At 54.1% G+C, this 13,526-nt stretch carries 14 protein-coding genes and 1 tRNA gene; 8 read left to right on the top strand and 7 right to left on the bottom strand.

Annotated elements, in window-relative coordinates; translation table 11 throughout:
• From ilvD to trxA, 6 genes are all read right to left on the bottom strand, one after another.
• Positions 1-1,337, bottom strand: a 1,337-nt coding sequence (ilvD, locus tag BLW97_RS07875; RefSeq protein ID WP_075323620.1) for a dihydroxy-acid dehydratase, incomplete at its 3' end; no start/stop codon positions are given.
• A gap of 149 nt (positions 1,338-1,486) precedes the next feature.
• The gene (locus tag BLW97_RS07870; RefSeq protein ID WP_075322861.1) at positions 1,487-2,539 is read right to left on the bottom strand and encodes an AI-2E family transporter; all 1,053 of its coding nucleotides are present in this window, start codon (positions 2,537-2,539) and stop codon (positions 1,487-1,489) included.
• 6 nt (positions 2,540-2,545) lie between these two features.
• A complete protein-coding gene (locus BLW97_RS07865; protein WP_024893519.1) occupies positions 2,546-3,784 on the bottom strand; it encodes a malic enzyme-like NAD(P)-binding protein in 1,239 nt (412 codons plus the stop codon).
• A gap of 6 nt (positions 3,785-3,790) precedes the next feature.
• The gene (gene rpmE, locus BLW97_RS07860) at positions 3,791-3,997 is read right to left on the bottom strand and encodes a 50S ribosomal protein L31 (RefSeq protein WP_010639220.1); all 207 of its coding nucleotides are present in this window, start codon (positions 3,995-3,997) and stop codon (positions 3,791-3,793) included.
• 74 nt (positions 3,998-4,071) lie between these two features.
• The gene (gene rho / locus BLW97_RS07855) at positions 4,072-5,445 is read right to left on the bottom strand and encodes a transcription termination factor Rho (RefSeq protein ID WP_425321081.1); all 1,374 of its coding nucleotides are present in this window, start codon (positions 5,443-5,445) and stop codon (positions 4,072-4,074) included.
• Positions 5,442-5,768 carry a thioredoxin TrxA gene (gene trxA, locus BLW97_RS07850; protein WP_010639224.1) on the bottom strand — a complete coding sequence of 109 codons (327 nt, stop codon included), beginning with the start codon at positions 5,766-5,768 and terminating at the stop codon, positions 5,442-5,444. Before trxA ends, rho begins: the two co-directional genes overlap by 4 nt.
• A 354-nt stretch (positions 5,769-6,122) precedes the next feature.
• On the opposite strand from trxA, the gene BLW97_RS20205 reads away from it, so the two are divergent.
• A complete protein-coding gene (locus BLW97_RS20205; protein ID WP_275077623.1) occupies positions 6,123-6,245 on the top strand; it encodes a hypothetical protein in 123 nt (40 codons plus the stop codon).
• A gap of 445 nt (positions 6,246-6,690) precedes the next feature.
• Here BLW97_RS20205 and BLW97_RS07845 read toward each other — a convergent pair.
• Positions 6,691-6,783 (bottom strand) — tRNA-Ser (locus BLW97_RS07845).
• 137 nt (positions 6,784-6,920) lie between these two features.
• Here BLW97_RS07845 and BLW97_RS07840 point away from each other — a divergent pair.
• From BLW97_RS07840 to BLW97_RS07810, 7 genes are all read left to right on the top strand, one after another.
• Positions 6,921-7,595, top strand: a complete 675-nt coding sequence (locus BLW97_RS07840) for an ABC transporter ATP-binding protein (protein WP_077218313.1) — start codon at positions 6,921-6,923, stop codon at positions 7,593-7,595.
• On the top strand, positions 7,595-10,099 hold the full coding sequence (locus tag BLW97_RS07835; RefSeq protein WP_207650574.1) for an FtsX-like permease family protein: 2,505 nt from the start codon (positions 7,595-7,597) through the stop codon (positions 10,097-10,099). Before BLW97_RS07840 ends, BLW97_RS07835 begins: the two co-directional genes overlap by 1 nt.
• Positions 10,092-11,285 carry a lipocalin-like domain-containing protein gene (locus tag BLW97_RS07830; protein WP_143214863.1) on the top strand — a complete coding sequence of 398 codons (1,194 nt, stop codon included), beginning with the start codon at positions 10,092-10,094 and terminating at the stop codon, positions 11,283-11,285. Before BLW97_RS07835 ends, BLW97_RS07830 begins: the two co-directional genes overlap by 8 nt.
• A 292-nt stretch (positions 11,286-11,577) precedes the next feature.
• Complete coding sequence (locus BLW97_RS07825) at positions 11,578-11,841, top strand: type II toxin-antitoxin system Phd/YefM family antitoxin (RefSeq protein ID WP_024893525.1); 264 nt, start codon at positions 11,578-11,580, stop codon at positions 11,839-11,841.
• Positions 11,838-12,281, top strand: coding sequence for a type II toxin-antitoxin system VapC family toxin (locus BLW97_RS07820; protein WP_075322858.1), 444 nt, complete (start codon positions 11,838-11,840; stop codon positions 12,279-12,281). The genes BLW97_RS07825 and BLW97_RS07820 overlap by 4 nt, the downstream gene beginning before the upstream one ends.
• 25 nt (positions 12,282-12,306) lie before the next feature.
• Complete coding sequence (locus BLW97_RS07815; protein WP_029316065.1) at positions 12,307-12,750, top strand: hypothetical protein; 444 nt, start codon at positions 12,307-12,309, stop codon at positions 12,748-12,750.
• Entirely contained in the window at positions 12,731-13,513 is a 783-nt protein-coding gene (locus BLW97_RS07810) for a HesA/MoeB/ThiF family protein (RefSeq protein ID WP_242947760.1), read from the top strand. The genes BLW97_RS07815 and BLW97_RS07810 overlap by 20 nt, the downstream gene beginning before the upstream one ends.
• Positions 13,514-13,526 lie beyond the last annotated feature (13 nt).

Below are 13,526 nucleotides of genomic sequence, written 5' to 3'. Positions count from 1 at the left end.
GGCATGCCGGGACCACCTTTGGGTCCTTCATAGCGGATAACCACCACATCGCCCGCCTGCACCTCGCCCGCCAGGATCCCTTCGGCAGCACTATCCATACTTTCAAAAATCTTGGCAGGGCCTGAAAAACGGCGCATTTCCGGAATAACCGCACCAATTTTGACAATGCCGCCCTCGGGTGCGAGATTACCGAAAACCACCCGCAGCCCCCCCGTTGGAGAAATAGGATTATCAGCCAAGCGAATGATTTTACTGTCCTTGACGCTCGCTTCCGAAACAATTTCACGAAGACTCTGACCGCTGACCGTCGGCTTGTCCAGATGCAGTACATCGGGATTACGCTTGTGTACTTCATGGAGAATGGCGGGAATACCCCCTGCCCGACCAATGTCCTCAATATGCACGGTGGATAGTGCTGGCGAGACCTTTGCCAAATAAGCTACTTTCTGCGCCAGGTCATTGAGGCGGGAAAGCGGATACTGGATGCCTGCTTCGCGGGCAATGGCGAGGGTATGCAAAACCGTATTGGTAGAACCGCCCATGGCCATATCCAGAATAAATGCATTATCGATGGCGTCAAAGTCCACCAGCTGACGCATGGTCGGTCCGCCCGCCATGGCTAAAGCGACTACCCGGTCAGCCGCCTGGCGCACCAGATCTCGCCGTCCTGCCGCTGTCGCCAGAATCGTACCATTACCCGGCAACGCAATACCCAACACTTCCATCAGACAGTTCATGCTGTTGGCCGTAAACATGCCGGAGCAGGAACCGCAGGTCGGACAGGCCTTATCTTCAATTTCCTTGAGGCGGATTTCGGTAATCTGCCCGCGTTTGAACTGGCCCACAGCTTCAAATGCCGTCACCAAATCAATGGAAGTCCCATCGGAAAGTTTTCCGGCCTCCATCGGGCCACCGGACACGAACACTGTCGGCACATCGCAGCGCAGCGCGCCCATGATCATGCCCGGTACAATTTTGTCACAGTTGGGAATACAGATCAGAGCATCCAGATGATGCGCCTGCACCACGGTTTCAATGGAGTCCGCAATCAACTCCCGGCTCGGCAATGAATAACGCATGCCATCATGCCCCATAATGATGCCATCATCCACGCCTATAGTATTGAATTCAAAAGGAATACCGCCTGCCGCCCGAATATTTTCCTTGACGATGCGCCCGAACTCCTGCAAATGCACATGGCCGGGAATGATATCAATATAGGAGTTCGCCACACCGATGAAGGGCTTATCCATGTCACTGTCCGTGACCCCGCAAGCCTTCAGGAGGGAACGATGAGGGGTCCGTTCAAAACCTTTTTTGATCATATCTGAGCGCATGTAAACCTCGTGCTGTATTCAGGAGGCCGACGTTTTAACGTGGCCGGAAAGCGGAGCGGCAGCCGGAAAGCATAGTGGCCGACCGTCTGGTTGGTCTGAGGAGTATAGAACCAAGCGCCCGACAGGCCAAGCTATCCCACCTCAGAAATTCAGGTTTCAGCAGACGGTGAGGGTTGCAACCATTCCCGCCAGATGGCAAGCAGGACGGCGAGGATGACCGGCCCCAGAAATAATCCAAGCAGACCAAATGTCAGAATGCCACCCAGCACCCCAAACAGGACGAGCAGAAAAGGAATATGCACTGCGCTGGAAATCACCAGGGGGCGGATCAGATTATCAATCCAGCTCACCACCAGAGCCCCCCAGAGTGCCAGCCCCACACCCGCAGCGATTTGTCCATGGACCAGCAGCCAGATACTGGCAGCCCCCCACACCAGGGGCGTACCAAATGGTAAAAAAGAAAATAACAGCGTTATTACGGCAAGCAACACCGGGGCGGGTAATCCTGCTGCCCAATAGCCCAATCCCGCAAGGGCACCCTGAGCCAGGGCCGTCGCCAGAATTCCGTAAATGACGGCACGGATGGTAATAGCCACAGTTTGCAGATAGTTATCACCCCGCTGACCCAGCACCTGATGGACCATACGCCGCAGTTGATCAAGCAGTTCCAGTCCGTAACGGTAAAAGAAAAACGCCGTAATTAGGACCAACACCAGCAGGGCGGCAAAGCGGCCGATCCCACCTGCCAGCATCCCGATGCGCCCTGCCCAGGCGGACAAATCTGGAGACAAAGCGCCGGGCTGGAACTGCGCTTTCCAGGAAGGCGGTATTTGTTCAAGCAGGTTCTTTATCCAGCCGCTATGAGTCCATTGAGTGCTTATCAGGATATGGGCATCCTGCTGACTGAGTTCTGTCAGCACATGATGCAACTCTGTGCCCAGAGTCATGCTAAGAAACAGAACAGGGACAATGAAAATCAGCGCCAGCATGAATGTCGCCCCGCAAGCGGCCAGCAGAGGCGGCCAGTGACGGCGCATGGGCTTTGCCAAAGGCCAGGTTGCGTAAACCAGAATGGCAGCCCAGACAATGGCAGGCAGAAAGGGTGCGAGGATTTCCCAGACTAATGCAAAAAAAACAATCGCTGCGAGAAATTGCCCGAGGGCAAATCGCAAATCGCGAACCGTCAGATCCGCGAGGCGCATGTTTACCTAGAGCCGGGAGACGCCGCTTTTGCGCGCGGCTGCACTCACTGCACCTGCCACCCACTGTCGCAGGCGCGGGTCGAGGGGCTTGGGAATAAAATATTCAGGCCCAAAGCTCAGTCCGCCAGCCCCTGAAAAACCATAGGCTTGTTGAACTTCTTCAGGAACGGGCTCCCGGGCCAATCGCGCCAGCGCATCGACAGCGGCCAGCAGCATCTCCTGATTAATCTGCCGTGCGCGACAATCCAGGGCACCCCGAAATAAAAAGGGAAAACCCAGGACATTATTTACCTGATTGGGCATATCCGAACGCCCGGTCGCCATGATGGCATCTGGACGAAAGCGTTTTACGGCAACGGGATCAATTTCCGGGTCAGGGTTCGCCAGGGCAAATATCACCGGCTTTGCAGCCAGTCCGGACAAAGCCGCTTCGGGAATGGCACCGCGTACTGAAACGCCGATGACCGCATCGGCATCCGCCAGCATATCCATCAGGGTCCAATGCGCAGGTGCCGTAGCAAAGGGCTGGTGCCAGTGCGTCAGGTCGCTGCGGCCTGCATGCAGCACGCCATGCACATCACTCAAATACACCGCCTCAACACCAAGAGCGCGCAGCATCTTTGCAATGGCCAGACCCGCCGCACCGGCTCCAACAATGGCCACTTTAACGCCCTTAAAGACCTTACCCTGCAATTCCAGTGCATTTTGCAAAGCAGCGGCGACAATAACGGCAGTGCCATGCTGATCATCGTGAAAAACCGGAATGTCCAACATTTTTTGCAGGGCTTCTTCCACCTGAAAACACATGGGCGCCGCAATATCTTCCAGGTTGATGCCGCCAAAACCCGGAGCAATCGCCGCCACAACGTCAATCAGATGTTCCGCATCGCGGGCCTGTACTTCAATATCAAAGGCATTGATGTCCGCAAAATGCTTGAAAAGCAAAGCCTTGCCTTCCATGACCGGCTTACCCGCCAGTGTCCCGACATTACCCAGTCCAAGCACCGCCGTACCATTGCTGACCACGGCAACCAGATTACCTTTGCACGTGTAGTCATATGCTTTTTCCGGGTCAGCAGCAATTTCCCGTACCGGTGCCGCAACCCCAGGGGTATAGGCAAGAGATAAATCATCCTGACTTTTACAGGGCTTGCTAGGTATGACTGAAAGTTTACCGGCAGGACTTTGGGCGTGGTAATCCAGCGCCCGCCTTCGCAATTCTGCCTGGGCTTCAGCCTGTTCCATGGATACTTACTGACCGCCGCCGTAACGCTTGCGGAACTTCTCAACCTGACCCGCAGCAGAAACATTGCGCTGCTTGCCGGTATAAAAAGGATGGCATTCGGAACAAAGATCAATGTGAAGATCACGATTGGCCGTAGAACGGGTTTTAAACACATTTCCGCAACTGCAGGTCACAGTGATTTCTTCGTACTTGGGATGGATTTCGGATTTCATAGTTGAGCTACTCTCGGGCCTGAATACAAAGTGGCGAATTATAGGGATAGAGGGGGCAAACGTCCAGCCAATCCTCAGCGATTCATGGAATCAAAAAATTCCGCATTGTTTTTGGTGGCGCGCACCTTGTCGAGCAGAAACTCCATGGACTCCAAAGAATCCATAGGCGCCAGCAACTTGCGCAATACCCACATTTTGCTGAGCAAATCGGCAGGTACCAGCAATTCTTCCCGACGGGTTCCGGATTTGTTGAGATTGATGGCCGGATAGGTGCGCTTCTCGGCCAGACGGCGATCCAGATGGACTTCCATATTACCGGTGCCCTTGAACTCCTCAAAAATCACTTCGTCCATTTTCGAGCCGGTTTCCACCAAAGCCGTAGCGATAATAGTCAGACTACCACCCTCTTCAATATTTCGGGCAGCGCCAAAAAAGCGTTTGGGCTTCTGCAGGGCATTGGCATCCACACCACCCGTCAACACCTTGCCGGAAGATGGAACAACCGTATTGAAGGCTCTGGCCAAGCGTGTAATGGAATCGAGCAGAATTACCACATCGTGCTTGTGCTCTACCAGCCGCTTGGCTTTTTCAAGAACAATTTCAGCAACTTGAGTATGGCGTGTGGCGGGTTCATCAAAAGTTGAAGAAACCACCTCGCCTTTCACCGAGCGTTGCATATCGGTCACTTCTTCCGGGCGTTCATCAATCAGCAGCACAATCAAATAGCATTCAGGATGATTGGCAGTAATGGCGTGAGCAATTTGCTGGAGTAATACGGTTTTACCGGTTTTGGGCGGCGCCACAATCAAACCACGCTGCCCCTTACCAATGGGCGAAACCAGGTCAATAATGCGTGGTGCCACTTCACCGTAAGCCACAGCATCATATTCCAGACGCAAAGGTTCATCGGGAAACAAGGGAGTCAAATCATCAAAATTGACCTTGTTGCGGGTCGCTTCAGGCGATTCAAAATTAATGCTCTCCACTTTAAGGAGGGCAAAATAGCGCTCCCCTTCCTTGGGAGGACGAATTTGCCCGGACACCGTATCACCCGTCTGCAGGTGAAAACGCCGAATTTGCGAAGGAGAAACATAAATATCATCGGGTCCGGCCATGTATGAGCCGGAAGCTGCACGCAGAAAACCAAAGCCATCCTGCAAAATTTCCAGCACGCCCTCGCCATAAATAGCATCGCCATTACGGGCATGCGCCTTCAGGATATTGAAAATAATTTCCTGCTTTTTCTGGCGAGCGGTACCGTCCAACCCCATTTCCTGGCAGATAACGGCCAACTCAGCAGCAGTTTTCCTTTTTAAATCTGTCAGGTTCATGGCTGTAGCGCCAGGATTTGGCGTCAGCAGAATCTCTTCTTCTTCAAGAAGAATATCTTCGTTGGGAAAAGACTTGGGTGTACGGGGTGATTTACGGCGGGGACGTGGTGTATTCAAAGTTGGCTATCCAGAAATGCCGTCAGTTGGGCTTTACTCAAGGCTCCGACTTTCGTTGCTTCCAGCTTTCCATTTTTGAACAGCAACAAGGTGGGAATACCACGAATACCATACTGAGGGGGGGTGTTGGGATTTTCGTCGATATTGAATTTGGCAATTTGTAATTTGTCAGCATATTCAACGGCAACTTCTTCAAGAATAGGTGCAATCATTTTGCAAGGGCCGCACCACTCAGCCCAAAAATCAACCAGAACCGGCTTGGAACATTGCAGCACATCGGTTTCAAAACTGTCATCAGACACATACGTAATAGCATCGCTCATGGGAGATAGCTCCTCTGTCTCAGATTGTTACAGCGCTTTGGGTGGAGGTCATTTAGTGTGTTTCATATGGGATAATCCCAAACTCTAGGCACCGGACGGCGCTGGCAGGTTTGATCTTCTTTCAAATTGAAGGTGTGTGAAAGGATAGCACGATATAAACGGTATGCAAGTAGCAAGTTTCTGGACATCTGCATTACAAAGGATTGTAATCAGCGATACTGCAGTAGAATCAAGTTATGGTCAAGCCATAGTCATGAATTGCCATCAAAATTCATTTCCCGATTATCGACACTTTTCCGCAGACTAGCAAAAAGGGAGCACCATCATGTTTGGATTCCATGCTGTCAGACACCCATGCAGGATATGGGAGCGCATGGCATTCGTATGGGGGGTTTAACGGGTCTGGGTGATGCCGCTTTGGGCATGATCGCCGGGCAGATGGCCGAGGATGGTGAAGAGGCCTTCGAGAAAAGCTGACGATACAGGTCGTTGTCTGCCCACAGTGTAGTGATCTGTCATTCAAGTATCATGGTGGGCTTTCTGTGATTTTACTTCCAGCACCACCATGCCACTACCAAGATGGCAGCGCTACTCAATGTTATAGCGCCACTGATCAAAAGAAGTCTGAGTAATGCCCGTGCTTCGGCATAATGCGAATCTTCGCTCATAATATATCTGCTGCTTTCCAGGTTGAACCCATTGGCACGATTGGTAGAAAAATAAGGTGGATCCCTACCGTCCAGTAGACAATTTATGGCGGTTTCCGTTCAATGAAGAATTCGGCACTGGGGCTTTGATTTGCCTGTTTGCCAGTTGCAGCACCATATCAATGCGCCGAACACCCAAAGTAAGACGAAAAGAAAGACGCGGCCAAGCTGGAAAAATTAAAGCCCCTAAAAATCAGGGGCTTATTAGCAATGTGTGGCGGAGAGAGAGGGATTCGAACCCTCGATGGAGTGTTTAGCCCCATACTCCCTTAGCAGGGGAGCGCCTTCAGCCGCTCGGCCATCTCTCCGGTAGGCGGATGATACCCTGTTGTCTGGTCTGAGGTCAAAGTCTACCGACAAACGAATTTTCCCGGATTTTGAGCGTCTGACAATTATTCCACAGCTTGTGGTAACTTATTCGTCCCTGACAATGGAGAAATTTCCAGTGACCGCACTTCTGGTCTTGAAGGATTTAGCCAAACGACTCCCCGGCAATAATGACAAATGGTTGTTCCGTGAAGCCAGTTTGGAGGTGAGTGCGGGAGATTTTGTGGCCATCATGGGAGAAAGCGGCGTCGGCAAGAGCACCCTTCTGCACATTATCGCCGGCCTGGAACGACCGGATGGCGGACAAATGCATTTTCGGAATCAGGCACTCAACACCATGGATGATGACAGCCGTACCCTACTCCGCCGCCGTCATATGGGTTTTGTGTTTCAGGCCTTTCACCTGATTCCACAATTGAATGTTACTGAAAACATCGCCCTGCCCTGGCGTCTCAACGGTCTGCCACGCAAGGACCTTCCCCAGCGTATTCAGCATCTAGCCGAACAGTTGGGCATTGACGGAAGGCTGCAGGCCTGGCCCAGGGAGCTTTCCGGCGGCGAAATGCAAAGAGTCGCCGTCGCCCGGGCGATTGTGCATCGTCCTTCCCTGATTCTGGCTGATGAACCAACGGGCAGTCTGGATGCAGAATCTGCCGAATCGGTCATGAATTTGCTCTACACCGCACTGGAAGCGGAAGGACCGGCCGTACTGCTGGTCACCCATTCCGAGGCTGCAGCCAACCAGGCGCAGCGCAAACTGCACTTTGATGCCCAGGGATTTCACCCCCTGTGATGATGCGCATTCCCTGGCGGGCTGCAGTCTGGCGCCCCCTGCGACAACGTCCGGGTGCTACCGTTCTGGCCATGATCGGCATTGCCTTGGGGGTGGCTTTGGGATTGGCCATTGCGCTCATCAATGTGCAGGCGGTCAGTGATTTTTCGGCGGGTCTTCGCCATATGGCGGGTCAGGCAGATCTGACCCTCAGCGCTCCGGGTCCAGGTTTTAATAACGCCTGGTATGCACGTCTGAGCATGGCACCCAACGTAGCGGTAGCGGCACCCGAAATCCATTTGCAGGCGCCCCTCATTCAACCCGCACACCAACAGCCCCTTCAGATTCTGGGAATCGATGCCTTTCAGGCCGCCAGGATGGGGCAACCCCTGATCCCCCTGAATCTGCGCAGCCCGCAGGCCCTGCTGGACCCGCTGAATATTGCCCTGAGTTCCCCGGCTATGCAGAAGTTGAATGTTCACACAGGCGATTTCATTACCGTCAATGCGGACGGAATACCGCGCCGCCTCAGGGTGATCGGCACCCTTCCTGATGTTCCGGGCGTAGGAGTAATGGGTGTCATGGATATTGCTGCGGTGCAATGGTTATGGGGCCGTGGACATGAAATCAATCAGGTCGATTTGCGCCTGCAACCCGGAATCAGCAATCAGGCTTTTGAAAAGCAGTGGCGGCCACTACTGCCCCCCGGAGCGGTTCTCGAAAGTCCCGCCCAGCAGGGTCGGGTAGCGGCAGATGCTTCAAGAGCCTATCGCGTCAATCTGCTGGTACTCTCTCTGGTGGCGTTATTTACCGGGGCGTTTCTGGTGTATGCCACACTCGCCATGGGGGTCGTGCGCCAGCGCCAGCAACTGGCACTTTTGCGGGTATTGGGTTTGCGTCGGCGCGAAATCATTATGGCGGTCATGCTGCAGGGCGTGGTGCTCGGCGTGCCCGGTGCGCTGCTGGGATTACCACTGGGGGTTATGACTGCCGGATTGGCTCTGATGCATCTCGGCGGAGACCTGGGCGCAGGATATTTCAGCAGCGCTGCCCTGCAATTACATTGGCATCCATTACTCATGAGTATATTTTTTGGGGCGGGGATGGGTGCCGCACTGATAGGGGCCTTTTTACCCGCCTGGGAAACCAGTCGTGCCATTCCGGCCCAGGCTCTGCGTGCCGGTGCAGAAGAACAAAGTCATCTTCATCGCCAACATCCACGCATCGGCTTACTGCTGCTGATCATGGCTCTGGGTGGATCTCTGGCCCCTGCCATTCATGGCATTCCCTATCTGGCTTATGGCGCTATTGCTTGCCTGCTGTTTGCCCTGCTCTTCCTGCTGGCTCCGTTGCTGCGCCTTATCGTCCAGTTAATCCCCTTACCTGAAAGCAGTCTCTGGCGCCTGGCCCTGCTGCAATTACGGGGCGCTCCGGGGCGTGCTGCGCAAAGCCTGGCCGCCGTCGTGGTAGCCTTCAGCCTGGTGGTAGCCATGGCCATTATGGTCGGTTCCTTTCGTGATTCAGTGGCCAACTGGCTGAGTGACATCCTGCGGGCTGATTTGTATGTGCAGGCGGGAAGTAATCAGGACGCATTACTCCCTTCCGGAACCGCTCAATCCCTGTGCACGCTTCCAGATGTTCGCCATTGTTCACCGCTGCGCCGGATTCCATTGAATTTATTACCGGGTCATCCTCCCATCATGTTGCTGGCGCGCGGTATGGACCTGCAAGATCCCGGACGTGAACTGCAAATAATCCGGTCAGTTCCTCTCCATACACTGAACGCACCGCCCATATGGATTTCGGATATTCTGGCCGGTATCAGTGCCTGGCATCCTGGCCAGGACATCCGGATTCCTCTGGGCGGACAACTGCAGACCGTCAGTATTGCCGGTATTTATCGCGACTACGCCTATCAGCAAGGATCCATTTCCATCCCCCTGCAGGAATATCAACACTGGTCCCATGATAAAGGCATCAACGGCGTAGCACTCTGGTTACAACCGCATGTGCCAGTCTCTGCCGCGCTCGTGCAGTTGCATCAAAGCATCGCGAAAAGTCGGCAACTGCTGATTGCCACACCCCGGGAAATTCGCCACCGTAGTCTGCTGATTTTTAATCAGAGTTTTGCTGCAACTTATGCACTGGAGGCCGTAGCCATGATTATTGGCCTGCTGGGAGTAAGCAGTGGTTTTGGTGCACAGACCCTGATGCGCCGCAACGAATTTGCCATGCTCCGGCATCTGGGGCTGCGCCATCGTGACCTGCTGGCCCTGCTTTTTGCCGAGGGCAGCATGCTTTCATTCGCTGGCATTCTCATCGGTGGCAGCCTGGGCATTGCCATCAGCGTGATTTTGATTGCGGTGGTCAATCCGCAATCTTTTCACTGGCACATGGGTTTTCAGCCACCCTGGTTATTATTGGGAATACTCAGCGTCATTTTATGGATAGCAAGTACCGCTACCATGATCCTTGCGGGACATCGCGCCCTGCGCAACAGCCCGGCGGTGTTACGTGATGACTAAGCGATGGTACCCTGCAACAGGCCGGGGCCTGATCAGCTTATGGGGGCTTTGGGTCGTGATCCTGCTGATCGCTTTACGCAGTACTTCAGTAGCTGCAGCGATCCTGCCACCCCGTGTACTCCCCCTGCAAAGCCCGCCCCATGTTGCGGTGTCTGCACAAAATCCTCTGCATTTTCCCAATGCCTACGGCAGTCACCCTGATTTTCCGATCGAATGGTGGTATATCACCGGCTGGCTCAAGAATGCTTCAGGACATCCTTTGGGTTTTCAGTTGACCTTTTTTCGCGTACGCCCCGCCAAGGTCTGGGCAAACCCCAGTGCATTCAATGCGCGTCAGCTGATATTTGCCGAAGCCGCCATCAGCGATCCAGCCGTCGGGCACTTACTGACTGCACAACGTATCGCCCGCTCCGGTCTGGGCTTGGCGGGCGCGGATCAAAACCATACCCAGGTCTGGATTCGTCACTGGTTTCTGCAACAAACCTCATCCGGCTATCAAGCAGTCATTCAAGGTAAAAACATGGGCTATCGGCTTCATTTTCAGATAACCCAAGCGCCCCTGCTGGAAGGCCCCAAAGGCATCAGCCAAAAGGGTCCTGACCCTAAAAATGCCAGTTATTACTACAGTATTCCGCATCTGCAGGTCAGTGGTGACGTAAGCATCAAAGGACATAGTCAGGCGGTTCAGGGCGAGGCCTGGCTCGATCATGAATGGTCTGCCGCATACTTACCGAAAGCTGCCGTAGGCTGGGACTGGCTTGGACTGAACCTGCACAATGGCGCTTCGCTCATGCTGTTCATGATGCGCCGTGCTGATGGTACTCCGCTTTGGCTGTCGGCCACCGAACGCAGCGCAGATGGACGGGTGCACTATTTCCATGCGGGGCAGATTCATATGCAGGCCACGGGCTGGTGGAAATCCAGCCGGACGGGCATCCGTTATCCAGTACGTTGGCAGATTCAGGTCGGGAAACAGAAATTTTCCATTGTGCCCCTGATGGACAACCAGGAATTTGATGCCAGCCACAGCAGCGGCACCATTTACTGGGAAGGGGCCGTGCGCGCCATCAGCCTGGGAAAAACACTGGGTCATGGCTATCTGGAAATGACCGGCTACGGTGGTCGCCTGGCCCTCGGAGCCTCCTCTGAGTCTGAAGGACGCCAGACTGCGCCGAAACAACAGTGACATCCGGATTGAGGCTGAGAATTGCAGCAGGCCTGGGGGCTTTTTGCTCCAACGTCCCTTGCCTGTTGTTCTACGGCTCATCCTGCTGTCAGGAGAGAACTCGCCCTGCAGGCTCAGACAGCTCTCCTGACGGGCGCAGGATTTCACCAAGAACAACAACGGCGCGGGCCAAAGTCGCTGCAAAGCCCCCAGGCCTGCTGCAATTCTCAGCTTGGATACTTAACGACTTGACCTAACAGTTTTTTGTGTACACAATTTCGCCTGTTAATTCCAATATTGAGGACACATATATATGGAAATTTCCATTCGTGAGTTCAGGGCACATCTTGCGCAGTACCTCTCTGAAGCACAGCAGGGGCAGACCCTTGATATTACCTCTCATCACAAACCGGTAGCCCGAGTTATCGGGATTCCGTCTGTGACAAATAGTGGCATCACCCGTCTTCTGGCCAGCGGTATGGCCCAATGGCAAGGCGGCAAACCCTTGGGTGCAAGCATTTGTCTTTCATCCACTGCACGCAGCGTGTCAGAAATAATACTGGAAGATCGCGGTTGATTTTATTTTGTGACACCTCCGCATTGGTCAAGCTTTACCTGACGGAAGCGCACAGTGATGCTGTCAAAACCTTGCTTGCACAGGCCGACGTAGTTGCTGGCTGTCGTATTGCCTGGGCTGAAGCCTGCGCGGCCCTTTCCAGACGCGGACGGGAATCACCCACAGACATGCCCCTTATTGAGCAAGCCAAGCAGTATCTGGCCAAAGACTGGCCGCATTACCTGATCATCGAAGTGACTCAACACATTGTTGAACAGGCCGGTGATTATGCCGACGCTTTTGCCCTGCGCGGATATGACAGCGTACAACTGGCAGCCGCACATCAAGCCCAACAGGTTTCCGGAATGTCCGTCATGTTTGCCTGTTTTGATTTGCGCCTCAACAAGGCCGCACAGTTGCTGGGTATGGAAGTACCCTTCCTGCAAAAAAGTGGCCGATAATGCCTTCCGTTGCTACACTGAAAGCATGCCAAATTCCATTCCGCATCTACTCCTGCAAGAACAATTTCTGAACCGTTTTAATGGGCGCACCCTCATCGTCCATCGCGGTTTTCCTGATCAATATTTCAAGGAACTGCTGGAACAGCCTGGTGGAGGCGGGCATTTCCGGATAGATGTGCGGATTCCTCCCGGCACGCCGCCGACACCCATTGAATGGGTTGTTCATCATCACGTCATCCCTCTGGATTTACCCATGCCGCTGCTGGTCAAGGTCGATCCGGACCGTCTGTATTTGCGCCATTTGCTGCATGGTGAGCATGCCGGGCATCCCAGCGAGATTCTCTGGATGCTGGATGCCATCCGTGAGCGTTATCACATGCGTCTGGAGCGCCAGCAGGGTTATTACCAGCCCGTGCCGGGGATGCCTGTAGAAGAAAATGACATTGACTATGACTTCAACAATGACTGACTCTCTGGATGATGCCGCCCTAATGCGTTACTCCCGACAGATTCTTCTGCCGGAAATTGACCTCGAAGGACAGAAACGTCTCCAGCTAAGCCGGGTACTGATCATCGGCATTGGTGGACTGGGTTGTCCGGCATCACAATATCTGGCTGCAGCAGGAATAGGACAACTGACCCTTTGCGATGGGGACGTTGTAGAAATCAGTAATCTGCAACGTCAGATTCTTTATACCGAAGCGGACCTGGGACGGCCCAAGGCCAGCGCCGCCCGTGAGCGACTGCTGGCCATGAATCCCCATATCCGGGTGAGTGCCTGGACCGAAAACGCCAGCAGTGAATCGCTGGGCAGCGCCCTGGAAACCCATGATCTGGTTCTGGATTGCAGCGACAATTTTCACAGCCGCCACGCCATCAACCGCGCCTGCCGCGAGGCTCGCGTACCGCTGGTCAGTGCTGCCGCCATTCGCTGGGAGGGGCAGCTCAGTGTGTTTGATTTCCGCGACCAAGACACAGCCTGCTATGCCTGCCTGTATCCAGAACAAGGCGAAGAAAGTAGCGAAGACACCTGCTCCCGCAACGGGGTGCTGGGGCCTCTGCTGGGTATTCTCGGCAGCATGCAGGCCGTTGAGGCTATTCGTCTGCTCAGCGGTCACAACTCCCCGCTGAGCGGACAACTCCTGCTGGTCGACGCCCGCCACTGGCAATGGCGTCAGGTACAACTGCGCCGCGACCCAGCCTGTGGGGTTTGCGGCGGGGTCTGCGCATGAACTCTTTGATTTT

The sequence above is a fragment of the Acidithiobacillus albertensis genome (assembly GCF_001931655.1).
Lineage (GTDB): Bacteria > Pseudomonadota > Gammaproteobacteria > Acidithiobacillales > Acidithiobacillaceae > Acidithiobacillus > Acidithiobacillus thiooxidans.
This window is presented reverse-complemented; position numbering and strand designations above follow the sequence as displayed.